Raw genomic sequence first — 20,703 nt, 5'->3', positions numbered from 1 at the left:
ACACCATGAACGAACCCATGCTTCGCGCGCCACGCTCGGCACCGCTGCCTTACGACGACGCCAGCCACGGCACTGCGCACCCCTATCCCTTCTGGAAATACGCCGCCGTCATGCGCAGCCACAAGGCGTTCATCGCCCTGGCCACCTGCCTGTGCGCCCTGCTCGGCTACCTGTACAGCCAGTTGGCCGCCCCCGAATACCAGGCCAGCATGCTGGTCCAGGTGGACGACGTGCCGGCGCCCACGGACCGGCTGCTGGGCGAGATGACGCCAGCCGGCGACCTGCTCGCGGCGACGGCGCGCGAGATCGAGGTGCTGCGCTCGCGTTTCGTGGTCGCGCGCGCGGTGGACAGCCTGCGCCTGTTCATCGACGCGCGCCCGCGCTACCTGCCGCTGGCCGGCCACTGGCTCGCCGCGCGCAACGCGGGCCTGTCCGAGCCGGTATTGCCCGAGCTGGCCGGTTACGTCTGGGGCGCCGAGCGGCTCGGCGTCAGCCGCTTCGAGGTCCCGCCCGGCCTGTTCGACAGCCCTTTCGAACTGGTCGCCGGCCGCGGCTCCGCTTACCTGCTGGTGAATTACGCAGCCGGGCTGCGCCTGGCGGGCCAAGCCGGCCAGCCGGCACGCTGGGTCACCGCCCGCGGCGAGATCGCACTGACCGTCGATAAGCTGGTCGCGCGGCCGGGCGCGCGCTTCGTGCTGCGCCGCATCGCGCGCCTCGACAGCATCGAGCAGCTCCAGCGCGACCTCGACATCGCGGAGCAAGGCAAGCAATCGGGCGTCATCGGCGTCCGGCTCAAGGGCAAGGACCCCGAGCGGCTGGCCCTGATCCTCAACGAAATCGGGCGCCAGTACATCCGCCAGAACGAGGAGCGCCGTTCGGCCGGCGCCGGCAAGGCACTGGCCTTCGTCGAACGCCAGCTGCCCGCGCTCGAGCAAGGCGTCGAGGCGGCGGAATCAGGCTACAACCGGATGCGCAAGCAGCTCGGCTCGATCGACCTGGGCGAGGAAGCGAGGACGCTGCTGCAGCAGGCCGGCACGGCGCAGGCACGGCTGCTGGACCTGACCCAGAAGCGCACCGAGCTGTCCGGGCGCTTCGCCGACGATCATCCGATGATGGTGACCGCCAACGAGCAGATCGCCGCCCTCGAGCGCGAGGCGGCCGCGCTGAACGCGCGCATCAAGCGCCTCCCGCAAGTCGAGCAGGAGATCGTGCGGCTGGGCCGCGACGTCAAGGTCAGCACCGAGGTCTATACCGCTGCCCTGGCCAGCGCGCAGCAGCTGCGCCTGTCGGCGGCCAACCGCGCCGGCAATGCGCGCCTGCTGGACCCGGCCGACATCCCGGCCAGCCCGCTCCCGCCGCGCGCCGCGCTGGCGGCCGGCGCCGCGGCCGGACTCGGTTTGCTGCTGTCCTCGCTTGTCGCCGGCATGCGCCGGCGCTGGGAATGGCGGGTCGACCAGCCGGGCGAACTCGAACGGCAGCTCGGGCTGGCGGTGGCGGCCGCGATCCCCCACAGCGCGGCCCAGCGCAAGCTCGGCGCGCCCTGCGCCGCCATCCTCGCCGCCGCGGCGCCGCCTTGCCCTCCGCGGCTGCTGCAGCTGGCCTTGCCGCAGGACGGCGCGGTCGAGGCACTGCGCCGCCTGCGCCCGCTGCTGCACAGGGCCCTCGCCGGGGCAGAGCATGTGGTCGCCATTACCGGGCCGGCGGCCGGTGTCGGCAAGTCGTTCGTGGCCGCCAACCTGGCGGCCGTGCTGGGGGCGGCCGGCAAGCGGGTGCTGCTGATCGACGCCGACCTGCGCACGGGCGGGCTGCGCCACGCCTTCCCGGACGCGCACGGGCCGGGCCTGGCCGAGTACCTGGCCGGCAGCGCCGCGTCGGCCGGCATCGTCCGCGCCCAGGTGGCGCCGGGCGTCGACCTGATCCCGGCGGGCGCGCTGCCGCGCGACCCCGCCGAGCTGCTCGCCCGCGATGCCATGCGCGAACTGCTGCGCTCGCTCGCGCCCGCCTACGACTATGTGCTGCTCGACACCGCGCCGGTGCTGGCGGCGGCGGACACCCTGGCCGTAGCCGCGCTGGCGGCGCTCACGCTGAACGTCGCGCGCAGCCGCGTCACCAGCGGCGCCGAGATCGAGGAGAGCACGCGCCAGCTGCGCATGGCCGGCGCCCATGTGGCCGGCGTGATCCTCAACGTCGCGCGCACGCCGGCCTGGCGCGCCGGCCCCGCGGCCGCCGGCCGCATCGGCGCCGGCACGGCCCGCGCCTGAGGCCCGCCGTGGAACGCGCGCAGCCGCTCCCCGATCCAGCGCAGGGCGCGGCGGCGGCCGCGGCATCGGACGCCACACCGAACGCGAGGCAGCCGGCGCGGGCGCGCACCTGGTTCTGGACGGCCCTGTACCTGCTGCAGGAACTCTCGATACCGATGTCGGGCACCGCCACCCACTCGCTGCGCACGCTCGCCCCCTTCCTGTTGTGGTCCAACCCGGCGCGCCTGCTGCCGGCGGCGGCCGCCGCCACCGCCGTGCTCGCGCTGCACGGCTTCAGCGCGCACACCAACCTGCTCATTTCGCTCATCGTGCTCCTGATGCCGTTCGCGCTGCTGAGCACCGAGCGCATCCGGCTCGATACCGAACTGTTCGCGCGCGCGGCGATCCGGGCCATCTTCGCCGCCTGCCTGGTGCAAGCCCTGCTGCCCGGGCTGTCGAACACCCTGTTCGCGCCCTTCATCGACGGCTACCTGACCTTCGGCGCGCCCTTCGCGCGCGCGACCGGGCTGTCGATGGAGCCCTCGTTCGCCGCCGAAATGCTGTTCGCCGCGGCGATGATCCATTTCTTTTTTGCCGCGCGCCTGTGGAGTGCGACGACACTGCTGTTGCTGGGCGCACTGCTCCTGATCCGGGCCGGCACCAGCCTCCAGCAGGCGCTGCTGTTCGGGCTGGTCTACCTGTTCCTGCGCTGCCTCAACCTGGCCAGCGGCAGGCCCGCGCGGCGCAACCGCGCCGATGCGGCCCTCGGGCTGGCGGCGGTGCTGTTCGCGCTTGCCGCGATGTTGTTCGGCTATTCGCTCCTTACTTACGGCACCCTCGACCTGTCGTTCATCCCGGACTCGGTGCAGCGCTTCCACTCGTGGCGCACCCTGTCGAACTATGCGGCCTTCGTCGATGCCCCGGCCTTCGCATTCTTTCCGCACGATTCGAATGCCGGCTGGGGCCAGTCCCTTGCCGCGGGCCTGCGCGCGCGCAGCCTGCCGGGCGAAGGATGGGTGACGCAGCCGTTCTCGGCGATCGGGGTGGCCTTTCTCGACCTCGGCACCGCGGGCGGCGCGCTCTGGGTCGTGCTCCTGTTCGCCCAGGCGGCGCGGCGCCTGCGCCGGTATGCGCTCGACACCGTCCAGGTCGCCATCGTCTACACGCTGCTGGCCAACGCGCTGTTCCTGGCGCCGAAGTGGCAACTCTCCGGCCTGCTCGCGGTCGGGCTGATCGCCACGGCCATCGACGCCAGGCAGGCCGGCCGCCGCCACCCCGCGTCCTGAGCCCCGCCCCGTCGCCGCGCCCGCCCCGGCCGGCGGGCCGTCCCGTTGTCGCGCGCCCGGATTGCCGTCTCCGTTTGCCGTCCCCGTTTGCCGTCCCCGTTTGCCGTCCCGCCTTGCCCGCTATCCATCAGCGCCATTGCGCCTTCGCCGGCGCCGGCGGCGGCCCATAAAGCGGCTCGATGAGACCGGCCCCAGCCGCCCGACCGATCAGAAACTGCGAATTTTTTTATCCGCGCCCGCCCGGTACATTGGATTGCAAGGCGCACGGCCCTGCACCCTGAGCGACCGCCCATCCGCGCCTCCGGTTTCCTTCCAAAGGGGATAGGCCAATGTTCAACTGGACCACGCTGGTGGCCGCCTTTGTCGTCGCGGCCCTGGTCAGCCTCGCCGTGTGCATCCTGATCGTCCTGACGCAGCGCTGGCACGGCGCGCTCAGTCTCGACGCCAACCTGACCGGCAAGCAGAAATTCCACAAGATCCCGGTCCCGCGCATCGGCGGCGCGGCGCTGGTGCTGGGCGTCGCCAGCGCGGCCGCCTGGGTGCACCTGGGGCCGGGCGGCGCCGCGGCGGCAGCAACGGGCGCCAGCGTCGCAGCCCTGATCGGCTCGTCGCTGCCGGTGTTTGCCATCGGCCTGGTCGAGGACCTGACCAGGCGGGTATCGGTGCGCATGCGGCTCGGCCTGACGCTGGCGAGCGCACTGCTGGCCTGGTGCTCGCTCGATGCGGTGCTGGCGCGGATCGGCCTGCCCTTCGTCGACGAGCTGCTTGCGTTCGCGCCGCTGGCGGTGCTCCTGACCGCGGTCGCGGTGGCCGGCATCACCAACGCCGTCAACATCATCGACGGCTTCCACGGGATCGCCGGCAGTACCGTGATCGTCATCCTCTCCGGGATCGCCTTCCTCAGCTGGCGCAGCGGCGACGCGCTGGTGCTCGAACTGGCGCTGCTGGGCATGGGCGCCACGCTCGGCTTCCTCCTCGTGAACTACCCGCTCGGCATGCTCTTCATGGGCGACGGCGGCGCCTATTTCCTCGGCTTCTGGTGCGCGGAGCTGGCCGTGCTGCTGGTCTGGCGGCAGCCGGACATCAGCCCGTGGCAGGTGCTGGCGATCTGCGCCTACCCGGTGATCGAGGTGTTGTACAGCATGTTCCGCAAGAAGGTGTTGCGCGGGATGAGCCCGACCATGCCCGACCGGCTGCACCTGCACATGCTCATCTACCGGCGCGGCATCTGCCGCCTGCTTGCGCGCGACGACCGGCGGCCCTGGCTGCGCAACGCCGCCGTCAACTGGGCGCTCGCGCCCTGGCAATCGGCGTGGGCCATCGCGGCCGTCGCGCTGGGCGCGGCGGGGCCGGCGGCCGGGCTGCTGCTGGGCCTGCACGCGCTGGCCTATGTGGCGGTGTATGTGCGCCTGCTGCGCGGCCGCTGGTACTACCCGGCGCTGGTCATGCGTCCGCTGCGCCGCAGGGTGCGCGCGGTGCGTACGGTACGCACGCGCATCGTCTGACCCCGGCCGCGCCGCCCGACGCCATGCAAACGATTGCGCGCCGACTGCTGCAGCGGGCACGGATCGACCGCGCCGTCGCCTACACGCTCGTCAACCGCGTCTGGATGCTCGGTTCGAACGTGTTGACGATGCTGTTGATCGTCCACTTTTTTTCTAGCGAACAACAAGGCCTGTACTTCACCTTCCTCACGCTGCTCGGCCTGCACGCGGTGTTCGACCTCGGCGTCTCGTTCAGCGTCACCCAATGGGCCGCGCGTACCCGCGCCGCCGTCGAAGCGGGGCCGCGCGGGCCGGCGCGCGTCGCCGACGGGCCGGCGAAACTGCGCCTGGCGCTGCTGGCCGCGCAGGCGGCGCGCCAGGTCGCCGTGCTGGCCGCGCTGTTCCTGGTGTTCTCCCTCTGTCTTGGAATCTGGTTGTTCGGCAACGATACCCGCGTGGCGCGCGAGGAATGGCTGCTGCCCTGGGCGCTGGTAACGCTGTTCACCTCGCTGCGCCTGGTGCTGCTGAGCGTGGAAGGCGTGCTCGAGGGGCTGGGCCAGGTCAGCGCGGTGGCCCAGGTGCGCCTGGCCGGCCTGGTCGCGGGCACGCTCGGACTGTGGGCCGTGGTCGCCGGCGGCGGAGCCCTGTACGGCATGGCCGCATCCTGCGCCCTTGCCTTGTGCGTGCCGGCGCTGCTCTACGCCCTGCGCTACGGGCCGCTGCTGGCCGACCTGGCCCGGCTGGGGGGCAGCGCACCCGCCGGCGCGCCGGCCTTGAACTGGCGGCGCGAGGTCTGGCCCTTCCAGCGAAAATACGCCGCGACCGTGCTGAGCAGCTTCGCCGTGGCCAGCCTGTTCAATCCGGCGGTCTATTACTACCAGGGCGCTGAAGCCGCGGGCCGCTTCGGGCTGGGCATGTCGATCGCGCAGGCGGTGGCCGGCTTCATGAGCGTGTGGCTCAACTGCAAAGTGCCGCAGATAGCGATGCTCACCGCCGAGCGGCGTTTCCCGGAGTTGCGCCGGCTGTTTCGCGCGACCAAGCAGAGCGCGGCGGCGGTCGCGCTGCTGGCCGGGGCCGCGGCGCTGGCGCTGGTCGGCCTGCTGGTGCTGGCCGAACCGAAGCTGGGCACGCGCATCCCGTCGACGGCCACGCTGCTGGTGCTGCTGGCGGCGGCGGTGCTGCAGCAGTATGCGCTGACGATCGCCGCCTTCGCCCGGGCCCAGGAGCGCGAGCCGCTGCTGGCGCCCGCGCTGCTGGCCGCCCTGGCGACGCCTGCCCTGCTGGCGATCCTGGTGCCGCGCCATGGCGCGCTCGGGGCCGCGGCCGGCTACCTGCTGCCGGTGCTGCTGGTGTCGCTGCCGTTCGCGCATGCCGCCAACCGCCGGCTCGCGGCGGACATGGGCGCGCAAGCCCGCGCCGGAACCGCGCCGCCTCCGCGTCCGCCTCTGCGGGCCCTTCTGCGCAAATTCCTGCACAGCCTGCGCGCCGCCTACGTCCTGCGCTACCTGCGCGGCCACACCCGGCTGGCGCGCGTGATGGCGCAGCCGGGCCTGGCCGGGCTGGTGCGGCGCCGGCCCAGGACCCTGTTCAAGTACCTGCACCACAACTACCTCGCCGTCGGGCTCGACACTCCGCGCCGGCTGGCGATCCTGACCTATCACTATGCCGCCCTGGCCGGCGCTTTCCCGCCGCCTCTCCTGCGCACGCTGCTCACCGAGGGCGTCGGCCTGTGGCAACTGCCGGACGCGGCGCCGGCAGTCGGGATCACGCTCGGCGCCCCGCGCCACGACTTCGAAGGGGAGCTGCTGCTGACGGTGCGGGTGGGCGGCCAGCCGATCTATACCGTCACTGCCACCCTGGCCCGCGGCGGCGACATCGGCGCCGGCGCAGGCACCCGCGCCCTGCTCCTCACCTGCGTGCAGGGCGGCGCCGGGCGGCTGGCGCTGATCCGGCAGGCCACCCGCGCCTGCGCCAACACGCCGCCGCCCTACCTTCTGCTCGCCGCGATCGAGGGGCTGGGGGCTGCCCTGCAGGCCGACTCCATCGTCGCCGTCGGCAACGCCCGCCAGTTGTCGAAAGTTGCCGGCCAGGTGCGCTTCGACTACGACCGCTTCTGGACCTGCCTGGGCGGGGCGGCCACCGGCGACGGCTTTTATCTATTTCCAGCGCAGCTGCCCGAGCGGCCGCTGTGCGCTTTCCCTTCCCGGCATCGCAGCCGCGAGGTCCGCAAACGCGACCTCAAGCGCAGCGTTGCCACCACGGTCGCCCGGCGCCTGCGCCAGGGCGATGCAGCGGCGCCACCGTCCATGTGCTGAGTACGCACTTTCCACAGAGAGGCCACCATGTTCAGCGTCTTGATGTCGGTTTACAACAAGGACAACCCGCTCTATTTCGACGAGGCCCTGGCCTCGCTCGCGCCGCAGTTGCCGCATGTGGACGAGGTGGTGCTGGTCAAGGACGGGCCGCTCGGGCCCGCGCTCGAGGGCGCGCTCGAGGCCCACCGGAGACGGCTGCCGCTGCGTGAACTCGCCCTGCCGCACAACGTCGGCCTGGCGCGCGCGCTCAACGCCGGGCTCGAACAGTGCCGCTCGGACTGGGTGCTGCGCTTCGACGCGGACGACCTCTGCCTGCCGGAGCGGGCCGCGCTGCAGAGGACACGCCTCCTGGAAGGCGAGCTCGACATCCTGGGCGGCCAGATCGAAGAGTGCGATCCGGCGACGCAAACCGTGACCGGCCGCCGCCTGGTCCCCTGCGGCGCGCACGAGATCCGCTCCTGGCTGCGGCGGCGCAACCCGTTCAATCACATGACGGTGTGCTACCGGCGCGCCTTGATCCGGGCGATCGGCGGCTATCCCGACATTCCGTTCAAGGAAGACTACGCGCTCTAGGCCAAGGCAATCGCCTGCGGCGCGCGGACCGCCAACCTGCCCCAAGTGCTGGTGCGCGCACGCGCCGGCAGTGACATGGTGGCGCGCCGCGGCGGCCTGGCCTACGCCCGCTCGGAGATTGCGCTGCAGGCTTACCTGCACCGCAACGGCTTCCAGTCGACCCTGTCCTCGCTGCTGGTCGGCGCCGCGCGCGCCACGGTATTCGCCTCGCCGCTCTCGGTGCGCCAGCTGGTCTACCGGGCCGTGCTGCGCTCGAAGGCACGCTCCTGAGCCGCCGCCAGGGGGCGGGTGCCGGCCCGCCCTGCCTCAAGCCCGCACGGTGGGGACGGCCTGCGCACCCTGCTCTGCGCACAGGAGCGGCATCCAGTAGCGCTGGAACGCGGTGTCGCCGAAACAGGCATCGAACAGCTGCGCTGCGCCCGCCGAGTAGGCGTCGAAGTCGGCGCGGATCGCCTGCACCGCCTGCGCCACCGACTCGGTCGAGATCCGGTCCTTCGGCAGCACGATGCCGGCCCGGTACGAGGCGATTTCGGCGGCGAAGGCATCGAATTCGGAAACGATGACGGGCACGCCGAAGCGCAGCGAGTCCGGGGTGACGCCCGACTGGTTATGCCGGACCGTGTAGAGGTTGGCGGTGCACAGGGCCTGGCGCATCAGCTGCTCCTTGTCTTCCGAACTCCTGCGCTCGCCGTCCGGGAAGAACGAGAACCGGAGCGCGCCGCCTGCCGCCTGCAGCAGGCGCCGGCCGGCCTGCCCGGTAAACAGGTACAGCGCGCGGTTGGCCGACCTGCGGCCGAGGTAGACCAGGCAGTCGCGCGCAGACGCAGCGGCTGCGGCCGGCCGCACGAACAGCAGCGGCGCAAACGGCATGCCGAAGCGTTTGCTGTTTTGCAGGTTGGGCGTGACGACCAGGTCGGCGAAGCGCAAGAACAGGCGTTCGTACAGCGACACGGTCACCGAGTAGCGCAAGGGATCCCCCTTGGCGAGGCGCTGGCGCAGGCCGCCCGGCTCGTGGCAGACGATGACGATGCGCGCGCGCGGATGGAGCAGGCGCACCACGGGCAGCAGCAGGTAGGTGATGCCGACCGACCAGACCACCAGCGTCCCGAACTCGCGCCGCGCCGCGCGCCGCAGCAGTCCGCGCACCGAAAACGGCGCTTTCGGCAGGTCGCCTGCGGTGCGCAGGGACGGGTGATACAGCGTCTGGCCCGGCGTGCCCGCATGCCGGCGCGCATACTCGACCATTGCTTCCGAAATCTCCAGGAGCCCGTAGCGGGGCCTGTCGGCGATGGAAAGGATCATGTCGGTTCCTTGGTGTGGGCTGCGTCGCGTGCCGCGGCACGCCGGCCGCGGAAAGGTTCGCTCCGGCGGGCGCAGCGGCAGGGCATCTTCCTGGCGGACTGGTCAAGGTAGTCTAGTGAGAGACCGGGCTGAAGACTAATGAGGGTTTTTGATGGATCGACGGCCGGCAGCCGGCGCATCAGGAGCGTCGATGGTTCGACGGCGCGCAGTCCGAACGTTCGACGTTAGCGGGTGGCGGCATACGCGTTCGTGCCGGGCTCGGGCAGCTGCGCCGTTTGCCGGCGGTGAGACGGCGTGGACACAAGTGTCCACCCTACAATTCTGCTCGTCTGCTCGGCCGCGGAAAAGAAAAAGCCACCTTGCGGTGGCTTTTTCTTTGCATCTTGGCGGAGACGGTGGGATTCGAACCCACGATACGGGTATAAGCCATATGCATCCTTAGCAGGGATGTGCCTTCGGCCACTCGGCCACGTCTCCAATCAACACCAGCAAGTTTCGCTAGCGCTGAGAGCCAGCATATTATCGGTCGGTGCCTGATTGGTCAAGGCAACACGAGCAATATTTTGAAAAAAGTTAAGCTTTCTCTAATTCAAAAGCTTTATGCAGGGCACGGACGGCCAGCTCCATGTATTTTTCGTCGATCAGGACCGAAATCTTGATCTCGGAGGTCGAGATCATCATGATGTTGATGCCCTCTTCGGCCAGGGTACGGAACATCTGCGAGGCCACGCCCACATGGCTGCGCATGCCCACGCCGACGGCCGAGACCTTCGATACCTTGGCGTCCCCGAGCAGGCGCGTATAGCCGAGCTCGTCCTTGTTCGCTTCGAGCACGGCCAGGGCACGCTGGTAATCGTTGCGCGAGACGGTGAACGTGAAGTCGGTCTTGCCATCCACCGACTGGTTCTGGATGATCATGTCCACTTCGATGTTGGCGTCCGACACCGGCCCCAGGATGTGGTAGGCGACGCCCGGCTTGTCCGGCACGCCGAGGACGGTAATCTTGGCTTCATCACGGTGGAAAGCGATACCGGAGATGACGGCTTGTTCCATGTTGGTTTCTTCCTCAAACGAAATCAGGGTGCCGGAGTTGGCTTCTTCTTCCAGCGGCATGCGTGGGTCGGTCAGCGAAGACAGCACGCGGGTCGGCACCTGGTAGTTGCCGGCAAACTCGACCGAACGGGTCTGGAGCACCTTCGAACCGAGCGAGGCCAGCTCCAGCATTTCTTCAAAAGTAATCTTTTCCAGGCGGCGCGCCTCGTCGACCACACGCGGATCGGTCGTGTAGACGCCGTCGACGTCGGTGTAGATCAGGCATTCGTCGGCCTTCAGCGCGGCGGCGATCGCCACGGCCGAGGTATCCGAGCCGCCACGGCCGAGCGTCGAGATGTTGCCCTCCTCGTCCATGCCCTGGAAGCCGGTGATGATGACGATCTTGCCCGCGTCGAGGTCGGCACGCACGCGCGTGTCGTCGATCGACTGGATGCGCGCCTTGGTGAACGAGGAGTCGGTGCGGATGCCGGCCTGCCAGCCGGTATACGACACGGCATCCTTGCCGATGGCCAGCAGCGCCATCGCCAGCAGGCCGACCGACACCTGCTCGCCGGTCGAGGCGATCATGTCCAGTTCGCGCGGGTCGGGCTCGGCCATGATCTCTTTCGCCAGGCCGATCAGGCGGTTGGTCTCACCCGACATGGCGGAGGGCACCACGACGATCTTGTGCCCGGCGTCATGCCACTTGGCGACGCGGGCCGCGACATTCTTGATACGGTCCGTCGAGCCCATCGACGTACCACCGTATTTGTGGACAATTAAAGCCATAACAGGAAGCTTTCCAGCTTGTAGAGGATCAAAGGGGAGACCTACTCTAGCATGCTGCACTGCAAAATAACAAGTGACCTTCTTCCGAAAAGCTATACGAAATGAAAATAAAGTAATACCGTTTTCGCATAGAAACTATGCAGGCAGGGTCTCCCAGCGCAAGGCAACGAGCTGGGCCGGATCGCTGCCGAAGTGGCGGCAGTCCATGCCCAGGCCGGCGGCGTACAGCAGCTCGCGCCCGCCGCGTCCCGCGCCGACCACCGGCAGGCGCCCCCTCTCCCAGGCCGGCACGTCGGCCGCCTGGTAGTGGGCCTTGAGGCCGCGGGTGGGCCGGTTCGGGGCCAGCTTGAGGCGTTCGCCGCCCTTGCGGAAATCGATGACGAGCTCCTGGGCCCGCAGCCAGGCGGCGTCGAATCCGGTGTCGGCCGTCTCGAAGTGCAGGACGCCGCCGTAGGCCGGGAACGCCAGCTGCGCCTCGCCGCGCCAGGCGAAGGATGCGCCGGGCCGGTCGAGCACGCCTTCGTCGTCCGGATCGCGCATGCCGGCCAAGTCGGGCAGTTTCGGGGTCAGGTGGAGCCGGTCGCGGTGGCGCCGGATGTGGCAGGCCGGATGGGTGACCAGCAGCTGGGCGTCATCCCTTGCCTCGACCAGCTGGGCGTGCATCTCGTGCAGCCAGGCGGTCGAGGGCATCGCCAGGCCTTGCACGGCGAACCAGTGGCGCAGCATGTTGCAGGCGCGGTCGCGCGACATCGTCCGCAGGCGCGCGCAGTCGATGGTGCCGTCGACCAGGCTGGCGGCCAGGTCGGTTTCCGCCAGCTCGGCCAGCAGGCGCTGGGCCGACTGCGCATGCGCCGCGCTGCGCGCAAAACGCTCCTGGAAGCCGGGAAAGGCCTCGGCCAGGGCCGGCATCACGGTATGGCGCAGGGCATTGCGGGCGTAGCGCAGGTCCTGGTTCGACTCGTCCTCGACCCATGCGAGGCCGGCGCCGCGCGCATGGGCTTCGAGCGCGGCGCGCCCCAGGCCGAGCAGCGGGCGCGCCATGACGAGGCCGGGGTTGCCCAGCAGTTCGGGAGCGGCATTGGCGGCATCCATGCCCGACAGGCCGGCCGGTCCCGAACCGCGCAGCAGTTGCAGCAGCACGGTCTCGGCCTGGTCGTCGAGGTGGTGGGCGGTGAGCAGGATGTCCGCGCCATGCGCGCCGCACATCTCGCCCAGCGCCCGGTAGCGCAGCTTGCGCGCGCTCGCCTCCACGCCCGCGCCGGAGGGCGCGACCGCGACCCGGCGCAGGTCGAACCCGGCGCCGACTGCGGCCGCGGCCGCCTCGACATGGGCCAGCCAGGCGTCGGCGTTCGGGCTCAGCCCATGGTGCACGTGCAAGACCTGCAGCAGGTTGCCCTGCTCCCGGCACCAGGCCGCGGCCAGGTCGAGCAGGACCATCGAGTCGAGGCCGCCGCTGCAGGCAATCGCCAGCCTGGAAGTCGCTTGGGAAGTCGTGCCTGGAGCACGCTGGGCGTGCAGCGCATCGAGCGCACGGGTGAAGGTGGCCGGGACTTGGCCGGCGGTGGAACGGTTCACTGGATCTGGCTCGCAAAATGAACGCAGCGCCCTGGAGGCGCTGCGCGGGACGGGCTAAGGGAAGCCGGGCTTATTCGTCGTTCGGCGTCGTTTCCTTGAACTTGCCGTAGGCCATCAGCTTCTGGTGACGGGCTTCGAGCAGGTCCTTGGTCTTCATGCCCTGGAACTGGCGCAGCGTATCGGCCAGGGCGCGCTTGAGCATTTGCGCCATCCCCTTCGGGTCGCGATGGGCGCCGCCGAGCGGCTCGCTGATGATCTTGTCGATCACGCCCATGGCCTTCAGGCGGTGCGCGGTCAGGCCCAGCGCGTCGGCGGCGTCGGCCGCGCGCTCCGAGGTCTTCCACAGGATCGAGGCGCAGCCTTCGGGCGAAATCACCGAGTAGGTCGCGTACTGCAGCATCAGCACGGCGTCGCCGACGGCAATCGCGAGCGCGCCGCCCGAGCCGCCTTCGCCGATGATGGTGGCGATCAGCGGCACTTTCAGTTCGGCCATGACGTACAGGTTATGGCCGATCGCTTCCGACTGGCCGCGCTCTTCGGCGTCGATGCCGGGGAAGGCGCCCGGGGTATCGACGAAGGTGAAGATCGGCAGGTTGAACTTTTCGGCGACCTTCATCAGGCGCATGGCCTTGCGGTAGCCTTCCGGCTTCGGCATGCCGAAGTTGCGCATCGCGCGCTCCTTCGTGTCGCGGCCTTTCTGGTGGCCGATGACCATGCAGGCCTGGCCGTTGAAGCGCGCCAGGCCGCCGATGATCGACTGGTCGTCGGCGAAGGTACGGTCGCCGTGCAGCTCGTGGAAGTCGGTGAAGATCGCGTTCACGTAGTCCATCGTGTAAGGACGCTGCGGATGGCGCGCGATCTGCGAGACCTGCCACGGCGTCAGCTTGGCGTAGATGTCCTTGGTGAGCTGCTGGCTCTTCTTGTCGAGGCGGTCGATCTCTTCCGAGATGTCGACGGCCGAATCGTCCTGGACGAAGCGCAGCTCTTCGATCTTCGAGTCGAGCTCGGCGATTGGCTGCTCGAAACTGAGGAAAGTTGTTTTAGTCATTGTACCTCCGGGGTTGTTCTGTAGCCGGGGCGAAACATGCAGCCGCACGGCGTGATCTGGCAATTCGGCGTTATTCTACCGTACCCGAAGCGGCTACTGGGTCGAGACTACGCCATAAATACCATGTGGCAACTGTGCGCCAGGGTTCCCAGTTCGCCGCGACTTCGCGCGCATCGCTGCGGGAAACGGGCTCACCGGAGAAATAATTCTGACTGATGCCCTGGATCAGGCCGGCATCGTCGAGGGGCAGGACGTTCGGCCTGAGCAGGTTAAAGATCAGGAACATCTCGGCGGTCCAGCGGCTGATGCCGCGGATCCGGACCAGCTCGGCAATGACCGCCTCGTCGTCCATTTCGGACCACAGGTTGGCATGCACGCGCTTGGCCTTGAAGTGGTCGGCCAGGTCGAGGATGTATTCGGTCTTGCGCTTGGACAGGCCACAGGCGCCGATCTGCTCGGCACCCAGCTTGATGACCTGGCTCGGCGTCATTTTCGGACAGGCCTGGCCCAGCTTGGTCCAGGCGGCGTCGGCGGCTTTCGGCGTGACCTGCTGGCCGACGATCGAGCGTGCCAGCGTCGTGAACGGATCCGGGTGCCCCTTCAGGTAGAGGTCGCCGAACTGCGGGATGAGGCGCTTCATGATGCGGTCGCGCCGCATCAGCTCTTCCTTGGCTTCGGCCCAGTAGGCGGGCACTTCGATATCCGGCGCGGCTGCGCCCATGCTGTCCTGTTCTGCTGCCATTATGCGCGACGCCAGTTCGTCGATCCGTCCGGCTTGTCTTCCAGGATGATCCCGCCGGCGGTCAGCTCGCCGCGGATGCGGTCGGCGTCCGCGAAATTACGCGCCTTCTTGGCCGCGGCGCGCTCGGCGATCAGCGCGACGATCTGCGCCTCGCCGAGGCCGCCCTCGCCTGCATTGCTGCCGGGCGCGGCACGCAGGAAAGCCTGCGGCGCACGCTGCAACAGGCCGAGCACCCCGGCCAGCGCCTTGAGCTGGCGCGCGGTCTCGACCGACTTGGTACGGTTCGCTTCGCTGGCCAGGTCGAACAGTTCGGCCACGGCCAAGGGCGTATTGAAGTCGTCGTCCATCGCTTCGCGGAAACGAACGGCGTGGGCTTCGTTCCAGTCGACCGCCGGCAGGTCCTCGCCCAGGTCGAAGTCGGCCAGCGCCGTGTACAGGCGCGTGAGCGCGCCCTTGGCGTCGTCGATGTGGACGTCGGAGTAATTCAGCGGGCTGCGGTAGTGGGCGCGCAGGATGAAGAAGCGCACCACTTCGGCGTCGTACTTCTTGAGCACGTCGCGGATCGTGAAGAAATTGCCCAGGGACTTGGACATTTTTTCGTTATCGACGCGCACGAAACCGTTGTGGATCCAGTAGTTGACCATCGGGCCGCCGAAGGCGCCCTCGCTCTGGGCGATCTCGTTTTCGTGGTGCGGGAACTGCAGGTCCTGGCCGCCGCCGTGGATGTCGAAGTGCTCGCCCAGCAGCGCGCACGACATGGCCGAGCACTCGATGTGCCAGCCCGGGCGGCCGCGGCCCCATTTCGAATCCCATTTGGCTTCGGCAGGTTCGGCTTCCTTGGCTGCCTTCCAGAGCACGAAGTCGAGCGGGTCGCGCTTGCCCGTATTGACGTCGACGCGCTCGCCGGCGCGCAGGTCGTCGAGCGACTTGCCCGACAGCTTGCCGTAGCCTTCGAAGCCGCGCACCGCGAAATTGACGTCGCCGTCCTCGCTCTTGTAGGCCAGCCCTTTTTCCTCGAGCCGCTCGATGATCGACAGCATGCCGGGCACGTGTTCGGTTGCGCGCGGGACGAAACTGGCCGGCAGGATGCCGAGCGCGGCCGTGTCTTCGTCCATGTATTTGGTGAAGCGCGTCACGAGCGAGGACAGGGTTTCGCCGTTCTCGACCGCGCGCTTGATGATCTTGTCGTCGATGTCCGTGATGTTGCGCACGTACTTGACCTCATAGCCCGATTCCATCAGCCAGCGGTAGATGACGTCGAAAGCCATCATCATGCGTGCGTGCCCGACGTGGCAGTAGTCATAGACGGTCATGCCGCAGACATACATGCCGACCTTGCCGGCCTCCATCGGGACGAATACCTGCTTTTCGCGCGCCAGCGTGTTGTAGATCTTTAATTGGCTCATTGGTGGTGATGAATCGAGAGGGAGGATGGAAGCCCGAAGCAATACGAATCCGAGCACAGTCGCCGCAGGGCGCGCGCCGGAATCAATATTTACATCGCAAACTACGTCGGGACCGCCTGCCGCTCTGTGTTGTTCTTATGCGATAGAATGGGACGTTCTGCGCAAAGTATAGCATTGATAAAAACCGGACTGGCCGCATATGGCTCAGGTTTATTTTTCTGCAAAAGACTTGACAGGACTTTGCGCCACGTCCACCGAGGAGACCCTGCATGCCCGCACAAAAACAATCCCGACGCTCCCTGCTGGCCGGCCTGGCCGCTGCCGCCATCGCCCTGAGCCTGCCGCACGCGGCGCTCGCGTTCGAGAATCCGCAGGTCGCCCTGAAGACCACGATGGGCGAGATTGTCGTCGAACTCGACCAGGAAAACGCCCCGAAGAGCACGGCCAACTTCCTGCAGTACGTGAAGTCCGGCTTCTACAAGGGCACGGTGTTCCACCGCGTGATCGACGGCTTCATGATCCAGGCCGGCGGCTACACCGAGAAACTGGTCGACAAGCCCGGCGTGCGCAAGCCGATCCCGAGCGAATCGAAGAACGGCCTGTCGAACAAGCCGTATACGCTGGCCATGGCGCGCACCAGCGACCCGAACTCGGCCACGTCCCAGTTCTTCATCAACGTCAACGATAATGCCGGCCTCGACTATCCGGGCCAGGACGGCCACGGCTACACGGTGTTCGGCCGCGTGGTGCAAGGGCAGGAGACGGTCGACAAGATCAAGGCGGTGGTGGTCGACGACATGCGCGGCATGCAAAACGTGCCGGTCACGCCGATCGTGATTCAGTCGGCGACCCTGCTCAAGGGTGATAAGCTTGTAAAATAGCGATCTAACAGCTTTTCAACAAACACAAGGACACAACATGACCTCCGTACTGCTGACCACCAACAAGGGCAACATCACGATCGAACTCGACGCCGAGAAAGCACCGAAGACGGTTGCCAACTTCCTGGACTACGTGAACAAGGGTCATTTCACCAACACGATCTTCCACCGCGTGATCAAGGACTTCATGATCCAGGGCGGCGGTTTCGAGCCGGGCATGAAGCAGAAGCCGACCGACGCCACCGTCGAGAACGAAGGCAAGAACGGCCTGAAGAACGACAAGTACACGGTCGCCATGGCCCGCACCTCGGCGCCGCACTCGGCCTCGGCCCAGTTCTTCATCAACACCAAGAACAACGACTTCCTGAACTACCCGGGCCAGGACGGCTGGGGCTATGCCGTGTTCGGCAAGGTCACGCAAGGCACCGAGATCGTCGATCAGCTCAACGGCGTGCCGACTTCCCGTTCGGGCATGCACTCGGACGTGCCGGTCGATCCGATCATCATCGAAAAAGCCGAAGTCGTTCAGTAATCGGCACAGCGCGCGGGAGCACCGGATCACCATCAGCACGCCCACGATGTCCACTCCCGCGCGCACGCTCGCGCTCTTCATTTCCGACCTGCACTTGCAGGAGTCCCACCCGCGTACTGCCGACGCCTTCTTCCGCTTCCTCGGCGAGCACGCGGCGCATGCCGAACAGTTATATCTCCTCGGCGACATTTTCGAATACTGGGCCGGCGACGACGACCTCGACTCGCCTTTCCACGCCCGCGTCGTTGCGGCGCTGCGCGCGCTGGCCGATCGCGGCGTGGCCGTGTTCTGGATGGCGGGCAACCGTGATTTCCTGGTCGGCGCCGGTTTTGCGCAGGCGGCCGGCCTGACCCTGTTGCCCGATCCCCATGTCGCCCTGATCGCTGGCCGGCGCATCGCCCTCGCGCATGGCGACGCCGAATGCACGCTCGACACCAAGTACATGGAATTCCGGGCGATGGTGAGGCAGCCGGCCTGGCAGGCGCAATTCCTTGCGCTGCCGCTGGCGCAGCGCAAGCAGATCATCGCCGGCCTGCGCGAAGGCAGCCGCGAAGCCCACACCACCAAGACCTGCGAGATCATGGACGTCACGCCCGACGCCATCGAGGCGCTGTTTGCCGCGACCGGCGCCGAGGTGCTGATCCATGGACACACCCACCGCCCTGCCCTGCACCGCCATGGCGACAAGCGCCGCTATGTGCTGCCCGACTGGGAACTCGATGGCGAAGCGCCGCGCGGCGGCTGGATTGCAATCGACGAGCATGGCGCGATCGCGCGCCATGGGCCCGACGGCGTGATCGGCTGAGCGGCCCGCTTTCCTGCCGCTAGGGCTGCGCCGCGTTCACGCGTGGAGTCGGGGACGCCACCCTGCCTGCTGCGTCGCGCAAGGGCCCAGGCGCCACATCGCATCCTTGAACACATTTCGCGCACGAAAAAAAGCCGCCTTGCGGCGGCCTTGTCGTAGCAGGGGCGCGCCGCCATGGCGCCGCACCCCCGGCTACCGATACTTACTGCACCTGGTGCTGCAGCAGCGCGTAGCGGGTCATGCCGTACAGCTTGCCGTTGCCAAAGGCGACCGCACCGATCGGCTCCTTGCCCCAGGCAAAGGTAGGCGTCGACACCACGCCGGCCGGGCTGATCATGCGCACGCTGCCCTGGCCGCTGAGGTAGAGGTTGCCCTTGTCGTCGATCGTCATGAACTCCACTTCATAGAAGCCGAGCGTTGCCGTGCCGACCGGGCCGTCGATGTCGCCCGCTTCCTTCAGTGGCGTGCCGGCGAAGACGGTCAGCCCGCCCGCCGGGGTCAGCCTGTAGACGGCCACGGTGCCGGTATCGGAAATGTAGATATTCCCGGCGCCGTCGAGGACCACCGACTGCGGCACGAACCTGGCGGTCGGCGCCGAGATCAGCGCGGCGACCTTCGCCGTATCGACCAGGGTCGTCTTGGCACCGTCCGGCGCCACGCGGGTCACGGCGCCATTGGTGGCCACGATCGCATTGCCGTTCGCATCCACGGCCAGGTTATTCACGGCCAGGGTCGTATCGACCGTGCTGACCGAGCCGCCCATGATCCTGCGCAACATGTTGGTGTTAGGCAGCACGCCGCTCTGGGCCACCCACACCGAACCGTCGCGGCCTGCCGCGACCGCGCGCGGCGCGTTGAAGGTTGCACCGGCGAGCGCACCGTCCTGGATGCCGGACTGGCCAGCCTTGCCGGCGAAGGTCGACACGGTACCGTCCGGCGCCACCTTGCGGATGGTGTGGGCGATGCTGTCGGCCGTGTACAGCGAGCCGCTGCCGTCGGCAGCCAGCGAGGTGTGCACGTTGAACCTTGCCAGCGCGCCAGGACCGTCGATGTTGCCGCGCACGGCGGCAGTCGACGCGAGCGTGGTCACGGCCCCGCCCAGGGTCACGCGGCGCAGCACGCCCTGGTCGGTCTCGATGACGATCAGGTCGTCGCCGACGAGGCCCATGCCGCGGATCGACGTGAACCTGGCGACGGTGCCGGCACCATCGACGAAACCGCGGGTAGCGGCACCGGCGAGCGTGGAGACGACGACGCTGTTAGGGTTGCTCAGATCGACCTTGCGCACCATCGAGGCGTCGCCCACGTACAGGTTGCCGTCCTTCGGCGACACCACGATATCGGTAATGGCGCTGAAGCGCGCCTCGGGACCCGAGCCGTTTGCGAAGCCGAGATTGCGGTCGGGAGCGCCAGGCGGATGACCGGCCACCTGCGCCAGGGCGCCGTTGACGTCCTTCCAGATACGCCCGTCGAAATCGGACAGGTAGACGGTGCCGTTCTTGGCACGCGCGATCCCGTAGAAAGTCGGGGCCGCGGTCAAGCCGGCCGGTGCCGCGTAGGTGCGGGTCGTGACGACACCGCCTGCGCTGACAAAACGGACCTGGCCTGCGACCAGCGAATCGATGGCGATGACGCCGCCGGCATCGTCCGGGACGATGCGCATCGGACGCGTGAAGCGCGCCCCCTGGCCGGTACCGTCTTGCGGCGTGGTGACGCCGCCCGCAGGCACGACGTTATTGCAGAAGGTCGAACCCGACCCTGCCAGCGTCGAGACGGTGCCGTCGGCCGCGAGCTTGCGGATCATGCCGTTGCACTCGTCCGATACGAACAGGTTACCTTGCACGTCGGATACGATGTCGCTGCTGCCGAAGAAGTGGAAACGGGCGTTGGCGCCCGGACCGTCCGCGTAGCCGGGCCTGGCGGCGACGCCGGCCAGCGTCGTCATGCTGCCGTCGGGCGCGAACTTCAGGATCGAATGCGGGCCGCCGTCGAGGACGTAGAGGTTCCCCGCGCTGTCGGAGGTGACCGCTTGCGGCTCCTGCAGGGCAGTGATCTTGCCGGCCAGCACCACCGATGCGGTGACAGGTGGCGGCGGCGTAGTGCCCGTCGGCGGAGGCGTCCCGCCGCCGGAACCACTACCGCCACCACCATCTCCACCGCCACCGCCACCGCCACCGCAGCCAGCCACCAGGGCGGCCACCGCTACGGCAAGTGCGTATTGCATCGGCATCATCATTCGCTTCGTATTCATTTTTTCTCCAGGGTCCACCACGCGACTGCGCAGTTTCTAACGACGATCAGTGTAAAAAATATAGGAATTACAATATATTTTCGACAATATACATGAAGCAAAAAAGAGGTGTCGCACTGCTGAGATACGTGTGCGCAACAAAAAAGTTGCAATTCTTGGTGAGTTTTCAGGACAAAAAACCCCCTATCATGCTCGCTGGATTCGATAACTGAACAGCAAGGCGCGGCGTCGACCGGCGCGCCTGCAGTCGCGCCGCGGCGGGGGCGGCATTTCGTTCCGGCATCGGGTTTATGCGTTTCATATCCTGTTTTTTGCAGTTCGTCGCCTTCTGGCTGCCTGAAAAAATGTCGCTGTTATAGTCAAGTACAACACCACAGCAATACTTCACCAGGAGGAGCCAGACATGCACCACCGTGCCGAAGCGCCGCGACAGGAGGGCCAT

At 67.9% G+C, this 20,703-nt stretch carries 17 protein-coding genes and 1 tRNA gene; 9 read left to right on the top strand and 9 right to left on the bottom strand.

Annotated elements, in window-relative coordinates:
* The first annotated feature begins 5 nt into the window (after positions 1–5).
* The 6 genes from ACFPAH_RS11195 to ACFPAH_RS11170 all read left to right on the top strand — a co-directional run bounded on the left by ACFPAH_RS11195 (position 6) and on the right by ACFPAH_RS11170 (position 8,168).
* A complete protein-coding gene (locus tag ACFPAH_RS11195) occupies positions 6–2,261 on the top strand; it encodes a GNVR domain-containing protein (RefSeq protein WP_379744764.1) in 2,256 nt (751 codons plus the stop codon).
* An 8-nt stretch (positions 2,262–2,269) separates the two neighbouring features.
* Positions 2,270–3,526 carry a hypothetical protein gene (locus tag ACFPAH_RS11190; protein ID WP_379744761.1) on the top strand — a complete coding sequence of 419 codons (1,257 nt, stop codon included), beginning with the start codon at positions 2,270–2,272 and terminating at the stop codon, positions 3,524–3,526.
* Between the two features lie 329 nt (positions 3,527–3,855).
* On the top strand, positions 3,856–5,031 hold the full coding sequence (locus tag ACFPAH_RS11185) for an MraY family glycosyltransferase (protein ID WP_379744758.1): 1,176 nt from the start codon (positions 3,856–3,858) through the stop codon (positions 5,029–5,031).
* A gap of 23 nt (positions 5,032–5,054) precedes the next feature.
* Positions 5,055–7,325, top strand: a complete 2,271-nt coding sequence (locus tag ACFPAH_RS11180) for a DUF535 family protein (RefSeq protein ID WP_379744755.1) — start codon at positions 5,055–5,057, stop codon at positions 7,323–7,325.
* Positions 7,326–7,352: 27 nt separating this feature from the next.
* On the top strand, positions 7,353–7,898 hold the full coding sequence (locus tag ACFPAH_RS11175; protein WP_379744752.1) for a glycosyltransferase: 546 nt from the start codon (positions 7,353–7,355) through the stop codon (positions 7,896–7,898).
* Between the two features lie 75 nt (positions 7,899–7,973).
* Complete coding sequence (locus tag ACFPAH_RS11170; RefSeq protein ID WP_379744749.1) at positions 7,974–8,168, top strand: hypothetical protein; 195 nt, start codon at positions 7,974–7,976, stop codon at positions 8,166–8,168.
* 36 nt (positions 8,169–8,204) lie between these two features.
* On the opposite strand, the gene ACFPAH_RS11165 is transcribed toward ACFPAH_RS11170, so the two are convergent.
* The 7 genes from ACFPAH_RS11165 to cysS form a co-directional block, all read right to left on the bottom strand.
* Positions 8,205–9,200: a hypothetical protein gene (locus tag ACFPAH_RS11165; RefSeq protein WP_379744747.1), complete on the bottom strand. Its 996-nt coding sequence runs from the start codon at positions 9,198–9,200 to the stop codon at positions 8,205–8,207.
* Between the two features lie 384 nt (positions 9,201–9,584).
* Positions 9,585–9,677 (bottom strand) — tRNA-Ser (locus ACFPAH_RS11160).
* A gap of 96 nt (positions 9,678–9,773) precedes the next feature.
* Complete coding sequence (locus tag ACFPAH_RS11155; RefSeq protein WP_379744744.1) at positions 9,774–11,021, bottom strand: aspartate kinase; 1,248 nt, start codon at positions 11,019–11,021, stop codon at positions 9,774–9,776.
* Between the two features lie 135 nt (positions 11,022–11,156).
* A complete protein-coding gene (gene tilS / locus ACFPAH_RS11150) occupies positions 11,157–12,596 on the bottom strand; it encodes a tRNA lysidine(34) synthetase TilS (RefSeq protein WP_379744741.1) in 1,440 nt (479 codons plus the stop codon).
* Between the two features lie 70 nt (positions 12,597–12,666).
* Positions 12,667–13,644 (bottom strand): acetyl-CoA carboxylase carboxyltransferase subunit alpha, encoded by a 978-nt coding sequence (locus ACFPAH_RS11145; protein ID WP_379744738.1) that lies wholly within the window; start codon positions 13,642–13,644, stop codon positions 12,667–12,669.
* 70 nt (positions 13,645–13,714) lie between these two features.
* Positions 13,715–14,386 (bottom strand): DNA-3-methyladenine glycosylase family protein, encoded by a 672-nt coding sequence (locus ACFPAH_RS11140; protein ID WP_379744735.1) that lies wholly within the window; start codon positions 14,384–14,386, stop codon positions 13,715–13,717.
* A complete protein-coding gene (gene cysS, locus ACFPAH_RS11135) occupies positions 14,386–15,792 on the bottom strand; it encodes a cysteine--tRNA ligase (protein ID WP_379744732.1) in 1,407 nt (468 codons plus the stop codon). The genes ACFPAH_RS11140 and cysS overlap by 1 nt, the downstream gene beginning before the upstream one ends.
* A gap of 269 nt (positions 15,793–16,061) precedes the next feature.
* Between cysS and ACFPAH_RS11130 the strand changes: the two genes are divergently transcribed.
* From ACFPAH_RS11130 to ACFPAH_RS11120, 3 genes are read left to right on the top strand one after another with little or no spacing between them, the layout of a single operon-like run.
* On the top strand, positions 16,062–16,673 hold the full coding sequence (locus ACFPAH_RS11130) for a peptidylprolyl isomerase (RefSeq protein ID WP_379744729.1): 612 nt from the start codon (positions 16,062–16,064) through the stop codon (positions 16,671–16,673).
* A 37-nt stretch (positions 16,674–16,710) separates the two neighbouring features.
* Positions 16,711–17,205, top strand: coding sequence for a peptidylprolyl isomerase (locus ACFPAH_RS11125; protein WP_379744726.1), 495 nt, complete (start codon positions 16,711–16,713; stop codon positions 17,203–17,205).
* A gap of 46 nt (positions 17,206–17,251) precedes the next feature.
* Positions 17,252–18,010: a UDP-2,3-diacylglucosamine diphosphatase gene (locus ACFPAH_RS11120; RefSeq protein ID WP_379744723.1), complete on the top strand. Its 759-nt coding sequence runs from the start codon at positions 17,252–17,254 to the stop codon at positions 18,008–18,010.
* 202 nt (positions 18,011–18,212) lie between these two features.
* Here the strand turns inward: ACFPAH_RS11120 and ACFPAH_RS11115 are convergent, their stop codons facing one another.
* Together ACFPAH_RS11115 and ACFPAH_RS11110 are read right to left on the bottom strand one after the other, a co-directional pair.
* Entirely contained in the window at positions 18,213–20,261 is a 2,049-nt protein-coding gene (locus ACFPAH_RS11115; protein WP_379744720.1) for a hypothetical protein, read from the bottom strand.
* 166 nt (positions 20,262–20,427) lie between these two features.
* On the bottom strand, positions 20,428–20,703 hold the full coding sequence (locus ACFPAH_RS11110; RefSeq protein WP_379744718.1) for a hypothetical protein: 276 nt from the start codon (positions 20,701–20,703) through the stop codon (positions 20,428–20,430).

Origin of the sequence: Massilia sp. GCM10023247 (genome assembly GCF_042653325.1) — a bacterium.
In the GTDB taxonomy this organism is placed as follows: domain Bacteria; phylum Pseudomonadota; class Gammaproteobacteria; order Burkholderiales; family Burkholderiaceae_D; genus Telluria.
This window is presented reverse-complemented; position numbering and strand designations above follow the sequence as displayed.